Origin of the sequence: Streptomyces spongiicola (assembly GCF_003122365.1) — a bacterium.
GTDB lineage: Bacteria > Actinomycetota > Actinomycetes > Streptomycetales > Streptomycetaceae > Streptomyces > Streptomyces spongiicola.
Genome location: NZ_CP029254.1, coordinates 7,082,269 through 7,101,634, shown reverse-complemented (window position 1 = coordinate 7,101,634; position 19,366 = coordinate 7,082,269). Strand labels below are relative to the sequence as shown.

The following is a 19,366-nucleotide window of genomic DNA, read 5'->3' as shown; positions in this document are numbered from 1 at the left end:
GTGACCGAGCCCCCGATGCACATCATCGAGACCTACTTCGAATGCTGCGGCTTCGACCACACCTTCCTGCAGGGCGGCACCTCGGTGTACCTGTGGAACCTGTCCCGGGAGTTCGCCGCCCGCGGGCACCGGGTCTCCCTCGTCACCCCCGCGCACGGCAGGCTCGACGACCTGCGCGGCAGGTACGAGGTCGAGGACCTCGGCTACACGGACGAGTACCGCCTGCCGCTGGTGCTGGACCCGGAGGTGTGGCACGGATTCCCCGCCGAGGTCGAGCTGCCCGTGCGCACCACCGCGCACCGCATCCGCCTCGACGGCGTGGACCTGTACTTCCTCTCCAACGAGCACCTCGACCGGCTCCCGGACACCTTCTATCCGCCCTACTCGGCCAAAGGCTCCGACCTGGTCTTCTTCAAGCCGCTGGTCTTCCAGGTGGACAGCGTGCGCTTCCTGCGCCACTGGTTCGGCCGGGAGCGGGCGATCGTCCACGCCCACGAGCCCTTCTACCACTACCTGCTGCCGGCCGCGCTGCGCGACGACCCGACGAAGCACGTCGTCAGCACGGTGCAGAGCAACATGCCGATCACCAAGAAGGTCTACGGTCCCGAGGTCCGCCGGCTGCTCGAGCTGCTCGGCACACCGGCCGTCCTCCCGCGAGAGGACCCGCCCGCAAGGCCGGACCTGGAAGCGGTGCGCCAGTACCAGCAACTGACCCATCTGCACTACGAGTACCCGCCCGACCACGTGGCCGTCTACCGACTGGTCCTGGAGAACGCCGATCTGGTCGACTTCCTCTCGCCCGGCCAGCTCGACTTCTACGCCTCCTTCCGGGACACCCCCTTCGAGACGCTCTTCGCCGAACTGCCCCTGGCGGAGGCCGTGCGGGAGAACGCGCACAAGATGTTCGTCGGGGGCTGCGCGATATCCGACCGGTGGCTCGCCTGGGACCCGCACGAGGTGGACCGGGCGGAGGTGCTGGCGGGCCTCGGACTGGACCCCGCGCTGCCCACCTTCTTCCACAACGCGCGCTACGCCCTGCACCACAAGGGACAGCTGGAGCTGATGCGCGCCGTCGACCGGGTGCTGGGCGACGGCCTGGCCGCGAACTTCGTGGTGCGCTGCATCTCCGGCGCCCCGCTCGACGACCCCTACTTCAGCGAGGTCGCCGAACGGCATCGGGGCCGGCTGCACCTGGAGTCTCGGCGGGTGGACGAGCGGCGGGTGTTCGAGTACGCGTCGGCCGCCGACTTCTGCCTGTTCCCCTCCAAGTTCGAGATGGACACCTTCCTCATCGCCCAGGGCGAGGCGATGGTCTGCGGTGCGGTGCCCATCGCCACCGCACAGGAGGGCATGGCGCACTTCCTGCACGCCCGGCCCGAGCCGGAGACCACCGGGCTCGCCGTCAACCGCTCCTTCGCGGAGGACGACCCGCTGCTCACCGCCGCGCTCGTCGCGCGCATCCGTGAGGCGGTGACGCTGTGGTCCGAGGACCCGGCCCGCCACCGGGAGCTGTCGGAGCGCGCGGCGGCCCTCGCCCGGCGGTTCACCTGGGAGCACTGCGCGGACCTGCACCTCGCCGCGTTCCGCCGCCTGTGGCGGGGCGAGCCGGCCGAGCTGCCGGCCGAACGGGCCCTGCGGCACGGCTGGTTCGGCCTCCTGAAGAACGAGGAGATCACCGAGGAGGCGGCGCTCGCCCATGGCGACCTGGCGGCGTACGCGCGCCGCTCTCCCGTCGGCACCCCGGTCGCCCGGAGGTTCTTCCACGCGGCGTGGGAGCGCGCCGACTTCCCGGCCTGCGAACGGATCGTGGAGCGCTTCCCCACCGCCGTGACCGCCGAGGAGGTGCGAAACCTGCGCGGGCGGTGCTCGGTCACCGGCGACGGCACCCTGGTGTACCGGCTGCCGCACGCCGAGCGGGTGGAACTGGTGACCCCGGCACCCCGCGGCCCGGCGGCACGGGCACTGCCCGAGGTACGGGAGCTGCGCCGCACCGGGGCCGGCGCGTTCGAGGGACCGCCGCCGTCGGCGGGATCCCGGCTGCTGCTGACGCTGTCCTCCGGCCGGGTCACCTGGGACGAGGCCCGTCATGGCTGAGCGGGCAGGAGTGCGCGCGGTGCTGCTGGCGGGCGGCGAGGGGCGGCGCATGGGACCGCTGGGCGAGGGCCGTCTGAAGCCGCTCGTCCCGTACGGGGGTGCCTGCCGCCTGATCGACTTCAGTCTCGCCAACGCGCGCGCCTCGGGACTGGGGGAAGTGCTGCTGCTGTCCCAGTACGAGGAACGCCGGCTGATGGACGACCTGCACCGGGTGTGGAACCGGGACCCGGGCTTCCGGGTGCACTTCGGACCGTACGACGACGCCTACCGGGCCGCGGGCGCCGCGCTCCCCCGCGAACTGCCCGAACGCACCTGGCCGGCCGAGCGCGGCACGGCGGACGCCCTGATCCGCAAGGCCGGGCACGTCTTCGGCGGCGGCCGCGAACAGGTCCTGGTCCTGCACGCCGACCACGTCTACCGGTTCGACTACCGGCCGCTGATCGCGGAGCACCGGGCCTCCCGCGCCGCCCTGACCGTCGCCTACCAGCGGATCGAGCGGCGCTGGGTCCACCTGTTCGGCATGGTGCGCTTCGACCGCGCCGGCCGGCTCACCGAGTTCGTGGAGAAGCCCGCCGAACCGACCAGCGACCTGGTCTTCGCCGCGTTCTGCGTCTTCGACGCCGCGGTGCTGCGCCGCTACCTCGAGAAGCTGGACGGCACCGACTGGCAGCACGACATCAGCCGGGACGTCATCCCCGCGATGCTCGCGGCCGGCGAGGACATCCGCGGCCACGAGGTCGCCGGCCACTGGGAGGACATCGGCACCGTCGAGCGCTACCACCGGGCCCACCTGATGCTCGCGGCCGGCGGGCCACGGGCCGGGCTCCCCGTCGAACGGATGCCCAGGACCGTGCGCCCCGGGGTGGACCGCGGCTGGGTGGGCGACTCCCTGGGCGTGGTCGCCTCGTTGGTCCCGGCGGACCTCGTCAACGAAGGCCGGGTGGAGCACAGCGTGCTCTTCCCGGGCGTCACCGTCGGGGCGGACGCCCGGGTCAGGCGCAGCGTGCTGCTGCCGGGTGCCACGATCCGCCCCGGACAGGACATCGACTCGGCGGTGGTCCTGGAGAACGGACACGTGCAGCGGGTCGAGGACACCGCCGCCGTCACGGAAGGAACCCGTACATGAGCCTGTCCCCCTACGACGTCCTGGTGGTCGGCGGAGCCGGTGTGGACACCGTCGTCCGCGTCGAGAAGCTGGAGGTTCCCCCGGGCGACTCCCTGCACGTGCCCCCCGTGCTCGACTACGTGGCGCACACCGGCAACGGTGTGGCTCTCGGCTGGCACGCCCTGGGCCTCGCCACCGGGTTCATCGACTTCCTCGGCGACGACCCGCAGGGCCACGCGGTGCTCGCCGCGTACGCCGAGCGCGGCCTCGACTTCAGCCACGTGGTGTCCCCGCACGGCACCCCGCGCGGCGTCAACCTGGTCGACGCGCAGGGCCGCCGCTTCTCCTTCTACGACTCCCGGCACCCGGAGGACCTGCGGCTGCCCCGCGCCTTCTACCTCCCCCACCTGGAGCGGGCGCGCCATGTGCACCTCTCGATCGTCGGACACAACCGCGACCTGTACGAGGACATCCACCGGCTCGGGGTGACCAGCTCCACCGACCTGCACGACTGGGACGGCGTCAACCCCCACCACCTCACCTACGCCCTGTCCTCCGACTACGTCTTCATGAGCGCCGCGGCCGTCCACGACCGGCTCGACAAGGTCCTGCACCGCATCGTCGGCGAGGGCCGGGCCCGCTTCGTCGTGGCCACCGACGGAGCGGACGGCTGCCATGTGCTCGTGCGGGGCGAGGCCAGGGCGCGCCACTTCCCGGCGGTGCGCCCGGAGCGGCCGGTCGTCGATTCCAACGGGGCCGGCGACGCCTTCGTCACCGCCTTCCTCCACGCCCACCTCGAGGGGCGGCCGATGGAGGAGTGCGTGCTGGCGGGGTCGGTGTCCGGGGCCTTCGCCTGCGGTGCCGCCGGCACCCACACCGAGTTCATCGACCTGCCCGGCCTGCGCGCGGCCTGCGCACGCGCCGGGACGGCGGAGTAGAGGGAGCGCCCCGGGTGCACATCATCGCCTTCTCCTTCGAGTGCGGCGGCTTCGACAACCGGCTGATGCGCGGCGGGCTGTCCCCGCTCGTGTGGAACCTCTCCCGCGAGTACGCCGCACGCGGCCACCGCGTCTCGCTCGTCACCCCCGCGCACGGTCACATACCGGCCCTGCGCGAGCGGTTCGACGTACGGAAACTCGATCACCGCGACGAGCACACGGTGCCGCTGGTGCTCGACCCCAAGGTGTGGCCGGGCCGGCCCGCGGAGATCAGCCTTCGCCTCGACACCCGCGCCCACCTGCTGCGCCTGGACGGCGTGGACGTGTACCTGCTGTCCGACGCCTTCCTGGACCTGCTGCCGGACCGGCTCTACCCGCCCCCGGCCTCGGAGGGCCGGGACCTGGCGTACCTCAAGCCGCTGGTCTTCCAGGTCGGCGGTCTTCGGTTCGTCCAGCGGTACCTGGCGGACGGCCCGGCCGTCGTCCACGGTTTCGAGCCCTACTACCACTACCTGCTGCCCGCGGTTCTCGCCGGCGACGACCGGTACCGGACGGTGAGCACGGTCGCCGCGAACTCCCCCGTGACGCAGAAGGTGTACCGGCCGCAGGTGGAGCGGCTGCTGGAGCTGTTCGGGGTGCGCGGCCCGGACCTCGACGCCCTCGACGGGCCGCCTCCCGCCGAGGACTCCCCCGTGGCCACGATGGCCCGGGCACTGGCCGGCACCCGGATGCACGTCGAGTACGGCCCGGACCACGTGGGCGTGTTCCCGCTGGTCGTCGACGGCGCGGATCTGATCGACTTCGTGTCCTCCGGTCAGCGCGACCACTACGTCACGTGGCAGGACACGCCGTTCGAAGCGCTGTTCCGGACGCTGCCCGTCGCCCGGCGGCTGCGCGAACGGCCTGACCGGCTGCTGGCCGGCGGTTGCGGCATCGCGGACAGCTGGCTGGAGCGCGCCCCGGAGGCGGTGGACCGGGCCGCGGTGCGCCGGTCGCTCGGCCTGACGGGGTCAGGTCCGGTCTTCTACCACGCCGCCCGCTACGCGGTGCACCACAAGGGACAGCTGGAGCTGATGCGGGCCGTGGAGGAGGTGCTGGCCGGCGATCCGGACGTGGGTTTCGTGATCCGCTGCTCGACCGGAGGCGGCGGTACCCCGGCGACGGTCGCGAACGCCGCGTTCCAGCAGCTCGCCGACCGGTATCCGGGGCAACTCCACCTGGACTGGCGGCTCGCCGACGAGGACACGCTGTTCGCGCAGGCCGTGTGCGCCGACTTCTGCGTGTTCCCCTCCAAGTTCGAGCTGGACGGCTTCCTCATCGCCCAGGCCGAGGCCATGGCCTGCGGGGCGGTGCCCATCGCCACCGCCCAGCGGGTCACCTCCCACTTCGGGCACCAGCGGCCCCTCGACGACCCGGACGCGACCGGGTTCTCGGTGCCCGGTTCCTTCCGCGACGACGACCCGGGGCTGGCCCGCGCCCTCGCCGAGCGAATACGCCAGGCCGTGACGGTCTTCCGCACGGCCCCCGACACCTATGCCCGGCTGTCGGGCAACGCCCGTCGCCTGGGCCGCTCGTTCACCTGGACGCGTAGCGCGGACCTGCGCCTGGCGGCCTACGAGCGTCTGCTGCGGGGCGAGCGGGCGCAGCCCCCGGTAGGCGAACTGGTGGCGCGCGGCTGGCTCGACGCGCTGCCGCCCGCCGCGCAGGCCGGGCACCGGGACCTGGTCGCACGGGAGGCGAGGGAACGCGGTGACGCCACCGCCCTCGCCCGCGCTCTCGGGTGCGGCGTCGACGAACTCGCGGCGGAGGACCGGGAGAGGCTGCTCGCATCGGCCCACCTCCGGGGGGACTTCGCGCGCTGTGCCGAACTGGCCCGGTGGGCGGGCCGCCCGGACTGGCAGGCCCGGCTCGCGGACCGTTTCCGGCTCACCGGCGGTCCGGACGGCACCTCGCACGTGCGGTACGGGCACCCCGAGGCGAACCGGGTCGATCTGGTGGTCGAGGCGCCCTCGGCAGGGGCGGGCCGGGGCGCGGCCGAGGGGGCCGGCGTCCCGGCCGTGTGCGCGACCGCGGCCTGCGCGCCCGGCGCTTCCGCCGCCGCCCCGGCGACCGGCGCGTCCGCGGTCGCCTCCCCCATGGCGGCCCCTTCCACGGCCGGCTCGTCCACGGCCGGATCATCCACAGCCGTCGCCTCACCGGGCGCCGCGTCCACCGCCGTCACGGGCGCCGGGGCGGCCGGAACCGTCGCCTCGGCCACGGGGAACCGGGGAGCGGCGCCTGCGGACCCGGCGGACCCGCGGGCGCCGCTCCCCGCGCTGGAATCGGTCCCCGAGACCCTCGCCTCCGACGAACCGGCCCCCTCCCCCGCCGGCGCCGTCCTCCGGCCGCTCACCGCGGACGGCGACGGCGTGTTCACCGGGACGCTGGACGGGCCGCCCGTCGGGAGCCACGCCGTCGCCATGGTGACCCTGCGCTCCGGCCGGGTCGTCTGGGACACCGTGCCGAGCCGCGCACCCGAGTTCCGGCTGGTGGCGACCGATCTCGACGGCACGTTGCTGCGCAGCGACCTGACGGTATCCGCGCGCACCCGCCGGGCACTGGAACGCGCCATCGCGTCCGGCGCCCACCACCTGGTGGTCACCGGGCGTCCCGCGGTGGCCTGCCGGGAGTTCCTGAACGCCCTCGGCTACCGGGGGCTGGCGGTCTGCGGCCAGGGCGCGCAGCTGTACGACGCGGGGGCCGACCGGCTGCTGTCCTCGGTGTCCCTGGACGTCGATCTCGCCCGTCACGTCGTCGAGCGGGTCGAGGCGGAACTGGGCCGGGTCGAGCTCGGCGTCGTCACCTCGCCGCCGGAGAGCCGGTTCAAGGTCACTGCGGGATTCGGGGAACGGGTCCGTCACGGCTGGGACGTGACCACCGAGCCCGGCGGGCTGTGGACCGCCCCCATCGACAAACTGATCCTGCACCACCCGCACGTCGACGAGGACCGGCTGACCGCCGTCACCCGGCGGCTGACGGGCGGTGAGGTGACCGTCGTGCACTCGGTCAAGGGCATGGTGGAGGTCCTGCCCGCGGGCATCGACAAGGGCACCGGTGCGGCCCGGGCCGCCGAACTGCTGGGCCTCACCGGCGCGGACACCGTCGCCTTCGGGGACATGCCCAACGACATCCCGCTGCTGGCCTGGGCCGCCCGCGGCGTGGCGGTGGCCAACGCCCACCACGACCTGCGGGCCATGGCCGACGAGGTCGCGCCGGGCAACGACGAGGACGGGGTCGCCGCGGTCCTCGAACGCCTCTTCGCGCCGGAGGGGGACCGTCCATGACCGGAGGGAGACCGTCCATGACCCGCCCCACCAAACCCGACGCGTCCCTGCGGGAACTGGCCCGCGCGCACGGGGTGAGCACCGGGTACGTCACCGACCGCGGTGACCGCGTCGCCGTCGCCCCGGACACCCTGGTCGCGGTGCTGGCCGCGTGCGGCGTGGACGCGAGCACCCCGGACGCCGCGCAGCGGGCGCTCACGACCCGGCGCGCGGCGGACGAGGGCAGGCTGCTTCCGCCGTGCGTGGTCGTCCGTGCCGGATCGGCCGCGCGGCTGGGGCTGCCGCCCGGCGCCGCGGCGCGTGTCGCCCTGGAGGGCGGCGGCGAGAGCGGTCCCGGAGAGCCGCTGCCGCCCGGCGCGCACGTCCTGCACGCCGTCGAGGGCCGACGGCGGGCGTCCGCCCCGCTGTTGTCGGTGCCCGAGCGGATCCCGGTGCCCGAGCGGCGCGGCTGGGGCTTCCTGATCCAGCTGTACTCGGTGCTCTCCCACAGGTCCTGGGGGATGGGCGACCTGGCCGATCTCGCGGAGCTGGCCTCCTGGTCCGGCCGCGCGCTGGGCGCCGGATTCGTCCAACTGGGGCCGCTGCACGCGGTGGAGCCGGGTCCGCTGCCCGATCCGTCGCCCTACCGGCCCAGTTCGCGGCGGTTCGCGGACCCGATGCACGTCCGCGTGGAGGAGGTGCCGGAGTACCGGTACCTGGCCGGGGAGGCCCGCCGCGCGGTGGACTCCTGTGCCGCCCGGGCCCGGGCCCTCAACGAGCGCGTGCTGAGCGGCGGGGGGCTGATCGACCGCGAGTCGGTACGCGCCCTCAAGTACGAGGCCCTGCGCCGGGTGTACGAGGTGCCGCCACCCCAGGGCCGCCGTGCGGCGCTGGAGGCGTTCGTCGCCCGCGAGGGCGAGGATCTGACGGACTTCGCCACCTGGTGCGCACTGGCCGAGGTGCACGGCGGCGCCTGGCGGTCGTGGCCCGAGGCGCTGCGGGATCCCCGGTCGCCGCGGGTGGCCGAGGCGCGCGGGGAACTGGCGGAAGCCGTCGCGTTCCACCGCTGGCTGGCGTGGATCACCGACGAGCAGCTCGAAGGCGCCCAGCGCGCGGCGAAGGACGCCGGCATGGGCATCGGCCTGGTGCACGACCTCGCGGTGGGTGTCGCCCCCGAGGGGGCCGATGCCTGGTCGCTGCAGCACTGTCTGGCCGGCGGGATGAGCGTCGGGGCGCCCCCGGACGACTTCAACCCCCGCGGACAGGACTGGGGCCAGCCGCCCTGGCGGCCCGACGCGCTGGCCGCCGAGGGCTACCGGCCGCTGGCCGGTCTGCTGCGCGCCGGCATGCGACACGCGGGTGCCCTGCGGGTCGACCACGTCATGGGGCTGTTCCGCCTGTGGTGGGTGCCCGAGGGCCGGCCCCCGTCCGAGGGGACCTATGTCCGCTACGACGCCGGGGCCATGCTCGGTGTGCTGCTCCTGGAGGCCCACCGGGCCGGGGTGGCGGTGATCGGCGAGGACCTCGGCACGGTGGAACGCGGGGTCCGCGAGGAGCTGGCCGCGCGCGGCGTGCTCGGCACGTCGGTGCAGCGCTTCGAGTACCTGGGCGGCTCCGAGGGGCGGCACGGTCCGCTGCCGCCGCGGCAGTGGCGCAGGAACTGCCTGGCCACGCTGACCACCCATGACCTGCCGACGACCGCGGCCTGGCTGAGCGGCGAACACGTCGACCTGCGAGCCCGGCTGGGACTGCTGACCCGCCCGGAACCGGAGGAGAAGGCGGAGGCGGCGGCCCAACGGGACGGCTGGCTGGCGGAACTGCGCCGGCTGGACCTGCTGCCCGACGCCGACGGCGAGCTGGTCGCCCTGCACCGCTTCCTGACGCGCACGCCGTCGACGCTGCTCGGGGTCTGGCTGCCGGACGCCACCGGCGACCGCAGGCCCCAGAACCTCCCCGGCACCACCGGGGTGCACCCCAACTGGAGGCTGCCGGTGGCGGACCGGCACGGCCGGCCGGTCCCCCTGGAGGAAATGCCCGCCCATCCCCATGTACAGGCCGTCACCCGCGTGTTCACCGACGGCGGACCGCACGGAACGAAGACCGAGGAGAGAGATGTCAGGCCAGGCCCTTGCTCAGCTTGAGGGAGTCCGAGAGGACCCCGGAGGCTTCGACCTGCTGGCACCGGACGGCACGCACTACCGCGTGGACGTCACCGACGGAGTGTTCGACCCCCGCAACCCGCTCCTCGCCGACCGCGTGGAAGGGCGCCGGGTGGTGGCGTTCGTCGGCCCCACGGTGGACCGCATCCACGGCGACCGGCTGCGCGCCTATCTCGACGCGCGCCTGGAGCCGGGCAGTTGGAGCGTGCACACCGTCGACAGCGGTGAACGGAACAAGACACTCGCGTCGGTGGAGCGGGTGTGCGCCGTCGCCAAGGCGGCCGGCCTGGACCGGCACGGGGTGATGCTCGCCGTGGGCGGCGGGATCGTCGCGGACGTCGTGGGCTTCGCGGCCTCGATGTACGCCCGCGGCATCCGCTACATCAAGGTCAACACCACCCTGGTGGGGCAGGTGGACGTGGGCGTGGGGGTCAAGACCGGCGTCAACGCCCTGCACACGAAGAACATGTTCGGGGCCTACCACCCCGCGCACGGGTCGATCAACGATCCCGCCCTGCTGGCCACCCTGCCGGCCCGGGAGATCCGCTGCGGCCTCGCGGAGATCGTGAAGATGGCCGTGATCCTCGACTCCGACCTCTTCCGGACGCTGGAGGAGCACCCGGACGCCTTCCTGCGCTCCTCCGACGGCGCGCTGGAGACGTATGTGCTGCGCACCTCGATGCGGCTGATGATGGAGGAGCTCTGCCCCAACCTCCGCGAGCACGACCTCGCCCGGCTCGTCGACTTCGGGCACACCTTCAGCCCGGTGATCGAGACGGCCGGCGGCCACCGCCTGGAACACGGTGAGGCGGTCGCCGTGGACATGGCCCTGTCCGCCCATCTGGCCCGGCTGCTGGGGCTCGTCGACGCGGAGAGCTGCGCGCGCGTGGTGGACCTGCTGCGCCGCATCGGCCTTCCCGTGTTCGACCCCGCCACCTGCACCCCGGAGCTGATGACGCAGGCCCTGCACGCGTCCTGGCAGCGGCGGGGACGCGAGCTGCACCTCGTGGTGCCGACCGGCATCGGCAAGGCGGACTTCGTGGAGCGGCTGAAGGACGTGCCCGCCGACGTGCTGCGGGCCGCCCTGGACGCGCTGGCGCGCGACGGGGGCATGTCGTGACCGCCCGCGACGTGGTGAACCTCGACACGCTCCTGCGCGGCAAGGAGCACGACCACGGCGGACTGGGGACCATCCTCGCCCACCGTCTGTTCTCCCGCGCCGAGGGGAGCCCGGGAGCGGAGTTCGTCGACATCGCCGTGCTGCCGCCGGGGACGTCCATAGGGCGCCACCGGCACGCCCGGGACCGTGAGACGTACGTCGTGATCAGCGGCAGCGGCCTGATGTACCGGGACGGAACCGAGTTCCGCGTCGGCACCGGGGACGTCGTCGTCAACCGTCCGTACGGCGAGCACGGCCTCGTCAACGACTCGGCCGCCGATCTGTGGCTTCTGGTCTTCGAGGAGGAGCTCCGTGATCAGCCCGCAGTCTGACCGCCACGGCGGCGGAGAGGGATCCGGCGACGTCCTCACCGTACTCGACCTGGGGGGCACGACACTGCGGACCGGGAGCTACGACCCGGCCGCGGGGGCCGTCTCCCGGGTGCGCCGGGTGCCGGTCGAGGGCATGGCCCGTCACCCCCGGGACTCCGTGGCCGGCCTGCAGCGCCGCGTCGTGGACCAGATCGTCCGCGAGGCCGGCCGGCACACCGCGGGTACGCCACCGCGCGCGGTCGGCGTGGCCTTCGCCGGGCCGATCTCGGCCGGGGGCCTGGTGCTGGCCGCCCCCACGGTGTGGGGTCGGCGGGGTGAACCGCTGCCGCTCGGGCAGCTGCTGACGGAGCGGATCGGCGTGCCGGTCGTGGTCGTCAACGACCTGACCGCCGCCGCCTGGCGCTACGCGGCCACCGAGACCGAGCCGTTCTGTCTGATCACCGTCAGTTCCGGCATCGGCAACAAGGTGTTCCGGGGCGGCGAGGTGCTGCTCGACGCGGACGGGCACGGGGGTGAACTCGGCCACTGGGTGTGCGATCCCTCCCCCGGCGCGCCGCTGTGCGACTGCGGCGGGCGCGGCCACCTCGGTGCCGTCGCCTCCGGGCGCGGGGTGCTCGCCGCGGTCCGCCGTGCGGCGGCGGCCGACCCGGCCGGTTTCGCCCGTTCCGGGCTGGCCGCCCGCTGCGCCGGCCGCGCGTCCGGTATCGGCAACCCGGCGATCGCGGCCGCGGTCCGGGAGGGCGACGCGTTCACCACGCAGGTGCTGCGCGGCACCCTCACGTATCTCGCGCAGGCGATCGGGGCCGTCTTCACCTCCGTCGGTGTGTGCCGGTACATCGTGATGGGGGGTTTCGCCCTGGCGGTCGGCGAACGCTACCGGGAGCTGCTGGTGGGCGAGTTGGTGAGGCTGGGGCTCTTCGGCCTGGACGCGGACGCGGTCGGCGCCATGGTGTCGCTCGGCAGACCGGACGACGACCACGGTCTGATCGGCGTCGGCCGGCTGCTGGCCGACCGGATGTCCCGGCGGTCCCCGGCGGGCGCGCGATGACCGCCGGGGGCACCCTCGTCGTCGGCAGCGGTTTCGTCGGCACGGGTATCGCGCGGCGGCTGGCCGCGTCGGGAGAGCCCGTCGCCCTCGCCTCGCGCCGTCACCCGCGGCACCTACCGGACCTCCCGGGCGTCCGCTGGCACGCCCTGGACGCCACCGACCCCGTGGCGTGCGGCCGGCTGACGGCCAGGCTGAATCCGCGGCGCGTGGTCCTCGTGCACGGCCCCTCCGACGTCACCTGGTGCGAGGAGCACCCGGCCCTGGCCGTCTCGGCGCACACCGCCGCCGCCGCCAACTTCGCCGCGTCGGCCGGCGACGCGCGACTGCTGATGATCTCCACCGACAACGTCTTCGACGGGTCCCGCCCCGGGAACGCCGAGGACGCCCCGGTCTCCCCGGCCAACGCCTACGGCCACGCGAAGCTGCGGGCGGAGGAGACCGTGCTCGCGTCGGCCGCGGACGCGGTGGTGCTGCGGGTCAGCCTCGTCTACGGCCACGAACCGGCGGACGCGGGCAAGTGGCTCAACTTCTTCGCCGCGTGCGCACACCGGCTGCTGCGCGGCGAGCCGGTCACGGTGCCGCGGGACCAGTGGACGACCCCGGTGCTGGTGGACGACGTGGCGGAGGTCACGGCGGCCGTGCTGGGCGCCGGGGCGCCCGTGCCGCCGGTCCTCCACCTCGGCGGACCGGACCGAGTGAGCCGTGCCGCGTGGGCCTCGGTCGTCGCGGAGACGCTGGGGGCTCCGGCGCGCCTGGTGGTGCCGGTGCCACGGGCGGCCACCCGCTACGCCTCCCGTCCGGAGAACGCGTGTCTGACCGGCTCCCTGCTCGGCCGGCTGCCGGCGACCGGGGCGATCGCCGTGCGCGGCGTGCGGGAGGGTGCCCGGCACCTGGCCGCGGCGTTCGCGGCGGCACGCTGAGCACCCCGCCGGGCGCCGCGGCCGACCGCACGCCCGGACGCGCGCCGGGACACCCGGCCCACGCGCCGTGCCGCACACCGTGTGGCCGCGCGCGTCACCCCTCCCGGGCGGCGGACCCGCCCCGCCCGGCCCGTGAGACCGCCGCCGTCCGGCGGCGAGATGGTGGAGCAGACGTATGGCACACGCAGGATCGGTGAAGGGCTACGACGTCGTCGTACTCGGCGGAGGTGTGGCCGGGTGCGTGCTCGCGGCCCGGCTGAGCGAGGACCCGGGCCGGTCGGTCTGCCTGGTCGAGGCCGGCCGGGACTACGGACCGCGGGACGGCGGATGGCCGCGCACGTTGCTCGACGCCCGGAGTCTGCCGCGCGACCACGTGTGGGAGCGGCACGCGGCCGCGCACCGCATCCGGGCCCGGATCATCGGCGGCTCCTCGTGCGTCAACGGATGCTGGAACACCTGGGGCGCCCACGCGGATCACGCGGACTGGGTACGGGCGGGAGGCGGGCGATGGTCGGCGCGGGCCATGGAGCCGTTCCGCCTGGCCGCGGTGGAGCGGATGGGGCTGCGGCCGGTCCCGGAGAGCGAGTTCTCCGTCTGGAGCAGCGCAGCGCTGGAGGCGGCCGGTGAACTCGGCTACCCGCGGGTCGACATGGGCACCTCGGGCACCCCCGGCTACGGCACCCCGCTCATCAACTCCTTCGACGGGCTGCGCTGGAACGCGGCGTTCGCCTACCTCGACCCGGCGCGGGAGCGCCCCGGTCTGACGGTCCTCGACGCGGCCCTCGTCGACCGGATGCACATCGTGCGCGGCCGGGTGCGGGGCGTCGACATCGTCCGCGGCGGCGAACGGACCACCCTGGCCGCCGACGACTACATCGTCGCGTGCGGGACGTACGGCTCGCCGGCCGTGCTCCTGCGCAGTGGCCTCGGGCCGGCGGACCACCTGCGGGAGCACGGCATCCGGCCCGAGGCCGAGCTGCTCGGTGTCGGAGCCAACCTGTCGGACCAACCGGGTGTGTTCGTGCCGCTGGCACCCACCGGAGCACTCGAGGCCGCGCTGGCCGGCAAGGAGGCGGCGGGCGACCTCTACGTCAGCCGCATGCTGGTCAGGGCCGCCAGCGACCGGTGCCCGCCCGGGTCCTGGGACCTGCACCTCCTCCCCGTGGCGGGCCCGCCGCTCTTCGGCAGCCTGCCGCCGGGCCGGTACGAGGCGGGTATCTCCTCCTTCCTCATGAAGCCGGCCTCCCGGGGCCGGGTCGCCCTGCGCTCGGCCGACCCCACCGAGGCCCTCGACATCCGCCCCGGGTTCTTCTCCGACCCGGAGGGCCACGACCTCGCCGTGGTCCGGCGGGGGCTGGACCTGGTCGGGGAGCTGGCGGCGACCGCCGCGCTCGGCAAGCTGGTCCGGCCGCCCGGCGGAGTTCCCGCCACTTTCACGGACGAGGAGATCAGGGCCCGCACGGGCACCTACTGGCATCCGGTGGGGACCTGCGCCATGGGACCCGCGGACGATCCGTACGCCGTGGTCGACGGCACGGGCCGGGTGCACGGGGTGTCCAACCTGCGGGTCGCCGACGCGTCCGTGCTGCCCACGGTGCCGGCGGCCAACACCCAGCTGCCGGTCCTCGCCGTGGCCGAGCTCCTGGCCGACGCCATGCGGACCGAGGCGGCCCGGAGCTGAGACGAGACGCGGGGGCGCGGCCGCACGAGGCGCAGTCGACGCCCGGCCGAGTCGGCACCGCACCGACGGATCTCGGCCGGGCGGATCGGGAGGCAGCGGCGGATCGGGGGCCGTTGGACCAGGGGCCGCACGGACCAGGGGCCGCACGGACCAGGGGCCGACCGCACGACGGTGGACAACAGGCGACAAGCAACGGGCAACAGGCGACAGGCGACAGGCGACAGGCCCATGGGACCGGGGTGTCCCGGCCCGGGCGGGGCGCGCGGAGTGGGCGGTCGACGGCACGCTGCCGGCGGCGGGCAGTCCGGTGAGCCTTGCGGTGTTCGCCGAGCAGCGGTGCGGCAACGGGGCCGGCGGCTACCCGCCGGTCAGCCATCCTCTGCGGTGGGGCCCGTCGGCAAACCCGGCCGCGTACGGCGGCGTCCGGCGCGCGCCCTCCGGGCCGACGGCGGTTCGGTGCGCGGGCCCTGGGGTGAACCGCCGACGGGCGGTTCCGGAACGGCGAGAGACCGGCCTTCCGCCCGGAGCAGAACACCGGCCCGACCGGGCTCGGCGGTCACTACAGTCACGGCTCATGACGACGGTGACAACGCACACGATCGAATACGCGGCCGACGGCCTGACGATGATCGGGCACCTCGCGGTCCCGGCCGGTGTCGGGCGTCGGCCCGCGGTCCTGGTCGGGCCCGAGGGGGTGGGGCTCAGCGACGTCGAGCGCCGCCGGGCCGATGCGCTCGCGGAGCTGGGTTACGTGGCGCTGGCCTTCGACCTCCACGGCGGGCGCTATATGGACGACCCGGAGGAGATGCTGGCCCGTTGCGTACCGCTGCTCGCGGACCCCGACCGCATGCGAGGCATCGGCCACGCGGCGCTCGACGTGCTCCGCGCCGAGCCGCGGACCGACCCGGACCGGATCGCCGCCGTCGGCTACGGCACCGGCGGCGCCATCGCGCTGGAACTCGGGCGCGACGGCGTCGAACTGCGTGCGATCGCGACAGTCAACGGACTGACCACGGGCCGACCGGGCGAGGCAGCGCGCATTCGCTGCCCGGTGTGGGCCGGGGTCGGGTCGGAGGACCCGATCATGCCGCCCGCGCAGCGGGACGCGTTCACCACCGAGATGCAGGCCGCGGGCGTCGACTGGCGGCTCGTGGTCTACGGCGGCGCCCTGCACGCCTTCCATCACCCACCGGTCGACCACATCGTGCTTCCCGGCGTCGGCTACCACCCTCGGCACGCACGGCGAGCTTGGCGGGACGTCGTCGACCTGCTCGCCGAGTGCCTGCCCGTCACGGGGTGACCCGGGCAGACCGGGTTCTGATCACCCGCTCCGACAGCCCGCGGCTCCGGGGCACCGCTCTGGGCAGCGTCATTCGGGCTCCCGCGGCCGGCAGTGGGCTCGGCGGACCTCGCGGCCGGGCGCTCGCTGCCGGTCTTCGGCGGAGCGACGACCGGCGGCGCGATGGCCCCGTCACCGGGCCTCCGATACCGGCGGATGCTCAGGGGGCGAGTTCGCACGGTGCGCTGACGGTGCGCTGTTCGCATGGGCCGGCGGCGGGTGTCGTGGCGCGTGCTCCAGCGGAAGTCTTCCGGGCGGCGGACGCGAGCGCCGTCGAAGCGGCGGGCACCGCGCGGTGTCCCGCGTCCGAGGGCGGCGTTGAAGGACTCGACGAGTGCGTTGTCCGTGCTCGTGCCGACCGCCGGCGCGGAGGTGGCGGACGGTTCCGGGCACGGTGGTCATGTGCCGCCCGCGCGGACCCTGCCGATGCCCTCGAAGGTGCGGCTCGGATCAGACGGGTGCAGCGCGACACCGTCCGCCCGGGACTCGGGCGAGCGGGCTTTCCTCACCACAGGAGTGGCCGCCCGCCCGGCCCCTGCCGGGGCCGGCCCCAGAAGTGTCCACCACTCGGGAACGGGTCCCGCCTCTGCCACACGGGTGGTCGACCACCTGCTCGGTCTCGTCCCTCCCGGCGGTACGCCCGGCCCGACGGCCTCCTTGCGGCCGTTCCTGAGGGCACCGGGCGTCAACCGCGCACCGCCGGGCTCGCGATGCCGGCCATCTGGTGCAGTGTGCGGGACAGCAGGCGGCGCTCGCTGAGGGCTTTTCCGGTGTGAAGAAGGTACGCGGCGGGGCCTGCGGCGGCCAGGGCCGTACTGCGCGCCTGGCGGGAGGTGTGGCCGATGGCAAGCAGCCCGAATCCGGCGGCGACGGCACCGGCCACGAGCGTCTGGCCGGCGAGCCAGGCGCCGCCCGTCAGCGTGACGCCGGCGGGGAGCTGAGTCCTGACGTTGACAGCGGCCGTCGCGGTGTCGAGTTTCATCCCTGCCAGGCACTGGCGCAACTCGTTCAGGGGGAGGGCGAAACGGTTGTTGACCTCGTTCCGAAGATGGGCGTCGAGGGTGCGGCCATCAGGAATGTCCGCCAGGGACGCCAGCTCGGCGGCGGCCTGGCCCACCGCCCGGCGGAAGGCGAGGAACTCCCGGCCGTGGTGCCGGCGCAGCCGTACGATCTGCTCGGCGGACACCCGGTCGATGTCCGCGGGCACCACCAGCCCGAGGGCGAGGATCCCGATGCGCTCGGCCAGTGACGGCCCGGCCTGCGCATCCGTCGGCGCGGGCGTACGTAGCAGATACCCGGCCAGCAGATCGGCCGACCAGCCGTTGGCGAGGGCGAACGCATGCGGCTGGTCGGTGGTGAGCTCCAGGTGGTTCACCGAGCCGAACTCCTCCGCGAGGCAGCTCATGTAGAGGGAGACGAAGCGCTCGCGAAGGACCAGCCAGCGCGCGTCCACCTCGTGGGACAGGGTCAGCCGCCCCCGGACCGCCAGCCCCGCCTCCACCAGGGCCCGCGTCAGGTCCGGGCGAACCTGGCTCTCGTGGAGCGCGGCCAGGCGCGGCCTGTGGGGCGCCGTGGCCGAGGTGCCTGACGCGGTACGGTCGAAGGCGGCCATGTCGCGCTGCTGTACGCGCAGTGCGGCCCGCAGGGCTCCCTCGTTGCCCGCGAGCAGTTCGAGGAAGCGGGGTGCGATGGCGTCCACCGCGGCCGCGGGGCTGGCGTTCTCGATGAAGCCGGCCTGGTCGGCCAGGACGCGCACGGTGCGCGAGTCGCGGATCGCGTAGTCCTCCGGGACGATGCGCACGATGGCGGGCCAGTACAGCGCGGACATCTTCAGCCAGCGCTCATCGCGGACGTGGAAGTACGGGTAGTAGAGGCCGAGGTCGGATACGGGGTCTGGCATGGTGAGGGCCAATCGTCGTCCGCTGGTCTGCGATCTGCCGGCGGCCGGGGCTATGCGGCCGCCGCGAGCCGGTCGAACTCGGCCCTGTCCCTGTCGAGCTGTGCGCGGTAGACGTCGGCGTCCGCGTCGAGTCCGCGGGTGCGCGCGTAGTCCAGGCAGAGCCCCGCGCGGTGCATGGTGACGACCGTGCGGAAGAGGGCCCTGGACCGGCGGTCCTCCCCCTCGTCCGAGGCGATCGTGGTGACGTGGTCGCGGTTGCTGTTGAGCATGACGGCCTCGATGATGTGCATCGGCCCGCTGCCCGGGCCCGCGGTGCCGCCCGGTGTCATGCCGAGGATCTGGAAGAAGGGGCCGCGCAGCAGCACCTCCTTCTCGTACGCGTACGCCGACAGCCCGTCGACGGGGACGGCGCACATCGACGTGACCATGCTCGCCGGGAACGCGGAGCGGTAGGCGCCCAGGAGGTCCGGCGGCAGTCCCGCGACGTCGATGCTCCAGAGCAGCGGGATGCGGTCGGGGAAGCGCCTGGCGGTCTCCCGTGCGAAGGCCGTCGCCTTCTCCCGGCTGCGGCTCGCCGACATCATGGCCAGGGGCACGGAGAGGTAGCGCTGCTCGACCGGGCCTGCGGCGGCCCGGGTGAATGCCTCCACCTCCTCGGCGGTGACCGCCATGCCCCGGTAGACGGTTCCCTGGAAGTCGTCGGCCGCGCGGTGCGTGTGGCGGTAGTTGAACAGGTCGATGCTCAGCAGCTCCACGAGGAAGGCGGCGCTGCGCAGGGCGACGGGGTCACCCGTCAGCGACACGGTGCGGAAGGCCCTGTTGATGGTGCTGAAGATGCGCTGGTATCCGGCGTCGGACGTGTAGAGGCGGACCGCGCTGTAGTCCTCCGGCCGCGTGCCGCCGTCCGGCCGGCGGTCGGCCCAGTCCTTGGTGCTGGCGAAGAGTTCCGCCAGCTGGCTGTCCAGTACGGGATCGGCCGCTCCCGGGGAAACCGGACTCACCCGCTCCATATAGGAGCGCAGTTCCGCCATGAAGTCCGGGTAGCGGTCCCAGTGGATGCGGATGTCGTTGATCGCTCGCCGCACCTCGGACATCCGGCTCTGCACGTGCGTCCCGGAAAAGAACGGGCGCTGGTCCGCCAGTATTCCGCTGGTACACAACGGCTGGATCTCCGACCAACCGGAAAACCTGCTGAGGCTGCGCTCCGCTGCCACGGTCCTCCCCTCCCGGCCATGCGCTGACCACCGTGCCACTTCGGCTTCCCCATGCTAGAGGCCGGGCCCGGCGGGAGTGTCGTGAATCGGGCTCTGCCGGAGTTTTTCGCAGCCGCCGATCGCTTGCCGGGGACCGGCTGGGCGGGATGAGGCGGAGGAGGTGGCCGAGGAGGCG

At 74.1% G+C, this 19,366-nt stretch carries 13 protein-coding genes; 11 read left to right on the top strand and 2 right to left on the bottom strand.

What is annotated here, in order from left to right; genetic code table 11:
* The 11 genes from DDQ41_RS30800 (at nucleotide 1) to DDQ41_RS30740 (ending at nucleotide 16,038) form a co-directional block, all read left to right on the top strand.
* Complete coding sequence (locus DDQ41_RS30800) at nucleotides 1-2,094, top strand: glycogen/starch synthase (protein ID WP_262508628.1); 2,094 nt, start codon at nucleotides 1-3, stop codon at nucleotides 2,092-2,094.
* Nucleotides 2,087-3,220 carry a sugar phosphate nucleotidyltransferase gene (locus DDQ41_RS30795; RefSeq protein WP_109297407.1) on the top strand — a complete coding sequence of 378 codons (1,134 nt, stop codon included), beginning with the start codon at nucleotides 2,087-2,089 and terminating at the stop codon, nucleotides 3,218-3,220. The genes DDQ41_RS30800 and DDQ41_RS30795 overlap by 8 nt, the downstream gene beginning before the upstream one ends.
* Nucleotides 3,217-4,137 (top strand): carbohydrate kinase family protein, encoded by a 921-nt coding sequence (locus tag DDQ41_RS30790; protein ID WP_109297406.1) that lies wholly within the window; start codon nucleotides 3,217-3,219, stop codon nucleotides 4,135-4,137. The genes DDQ41_RS30795 and DDQ41_RS30790 overlap by 4 nt, the downstream gene beginning before the upstream one ends.
* A 14-nt stretch (nucleotides 4,138-4,151) precedes the next feature.
* Nucleotides 4,152-7,460: an HAD-IIB family hydrolase gene (locus tag DDQ41_RS32960; protein ID WP_162602772.1), complete on the top strand. Its 3,309-nt coding sequence runs from the start codon at nucleotides 4,152-4,154 to the stop codon at nucleotides 7,458-7,460.
* A gap of 17 nt (nucleotides 7,461-7,477) precedes the next feature.
* The gene (gene malQ / locus DDQ41_RS30770) at nucleotides 7,478-9,580 is read left to right on the top strand and encodes a 4-alpha-glucanotransferase (RefSeq protein ID WP_174720340.1); all 2,103 of its coding nucleotides are present in this window, start codon (nucleotides 7,478-7,480) and stop codon (nucleotides 9,578-9,580) included.
* Entirely contained in the window at nucleotides 9,552-10,718 is a 1,167-nt protein-coding gene (locus tag DDQ41_RS30765) for a sedoheptulose 7-phosphate cyclase (protein WP_109297404.1), read from the top strand. Before malQ ends, DDQ41_RS30765 begins: the two co-directional genes overlap by 29 nt.
* On the top strand, nucleotides 10,715-11,089 hold the full coding sequence (locus DDQ41_RS30760) for a cupin domain-containing protein (RefSeq protein ID WP_109297403.1): 375 nt from the start codon (nucleotides 10,715-10,717) through the stop codon (nucleotides 11,087-11,089). The genes DDQ41_RS30765 and DDQ41_RS30760 overlap by 4 nt, the downstream gene beginning before the upstream one ends.
* Complete coding sequence (locus DDQ41_RS30755; RefSeq protein WP_245990842.1) at nucleotides 11,070-12,137, top strand: ROK family protein; 1,068 nt, start codon at nucleotides 11,070-11,072, stop codon at nucleotides 12,135-12,137. Before DDQ41_RS30760 ends, DDQ41_RS30755 begins: the two co-directional genes overlap by 20 nt.
* Nucleotides 12,134-13,057: an SDR family oxidoreductase gene (locus DDQ41_RS30750; RefSeq protein ID WP_109297402.1), complete on the top strand. Its 924-nt coding sequence runs from the start codon at nucleotides 12,134-12,136 to the stop codon at nucleotides 13,055-13,057. The genes DDQ41_RS30755 and DDQ41_RS30750 overlap by 4 nt, the downstream gene beginning before the upstream one ends.
* A gap of 175 nt (nucleotides 13,058-13,232) precedes the next feature.
* Nucleotides 13,233-14,738, top strand: coding sequence for a GMC family oxidoreductase (locus tag DDQ41_RS30745; RefSeq protein ID WP_109297401.1), 1,506 nt, complete (start codon nucleotides 13,233-13,235; stop codon nucleotides 14,736-14,738).
* A gap of 574 nt (nucleotides 14,739-15,312) precedes the next feature.
* The gene (locus tag DDQ41_RS30740; RefSeq protein WP_109297400.1) at nucleotides 15,313-16,038 is read left to right on the top strand and encodes a dienelactone hydrolase family protein; all 726 of its coding nucleotides are present in this window, start codon (nucleotides 15,313-15,315) and stop codon (nucleotides 16,036-16,038) included.
* 724 nt (nucleotides 16,039-16,762) lie between these two features.
* Here DDQ41_RS30740 and DDQ41_RS30735 read toward each other — a convergent pair.
* Nucleotides 16,763-17,977: a DUF6236 family protein gene (locus tag DDQ41_RS30735; protein ID WP_162602771.1), complete on the bottom strand. Its 1,215-nt coding sequence runs from the start codon at nucleotides 17,975-17,977 to the stop codon at nucleotides 16,763-16,765.
* Nucleotides 17,978-18,027: 50 nt separating this feature from the next.
* Entirely contained in the window at nucleotides 18,028-19,083 is a 1,056-nt protein-coding gene (locus tag DDQ41_RS30730) for a hypothetical protein (RefSeq protein ID WP_162602770.1), read from the bottom strand.
* Nucleotides 19,084-19,366: the final 283 nt, after the last annotated feature.

Coding starts and splice junctions, on each gene's coding strand:
- DDQ41_RS30795 (WP_109297407.1), top strand. CDS start 2,087: ATGGCTGAGCGGGCAGGAGTGCGCGCGGTGCTGCTGGCGGGCGGCGAG.
- DDQ41_RS30790 (WP_109297406.1), top strand. CDS start 3,217: ATGAGCCTGTCCCCCTACGACGTCCTGGTGGTCGGCGGAGCCGGTGTG.
- malQ (WP_174720340.1), top strand. CDS start 7,478: ATGACCCGCCCCACCAAACCCGACGCGTCCCTGCGGGAACTGGCCCGC.
- DDQ41_RS30765 (WP_109297404.1), top strand. CDS start 9,552: ATGTCAGGCCAGGCCCTTGCTCAGCTTGAGGGAGTCCGAGAGGACCCC.
- DDQ41_RS30750 (WP_109297402.1), top strand. CDS start 12,134: ATGACCGCCGGGGGCACCCTCGTCGTCGGCAGCGGTTTCGTCGGCACG.
- DDQ41_RS30745 (WP_109297401.1), top strand. CDS start 13,233: ATGGCACACGCAGGATCGGTGAAGGGCTACGACGTCGTCGTACTCGGC.
- DDQ41_RS30740 (WP_109297400.1), top strand. CDS start 15,313: ATGACGACGGTGACAACGCACACGATCGAATACGCGGCCGACGGCCTG.
- DDQ41_RS30735 (WP_162602771.1), bottom strand. CDS start 17,977: ATGCCAGACCCCGTATCCGACCTCGGCCTCTACTACCCGTACTTCCAC.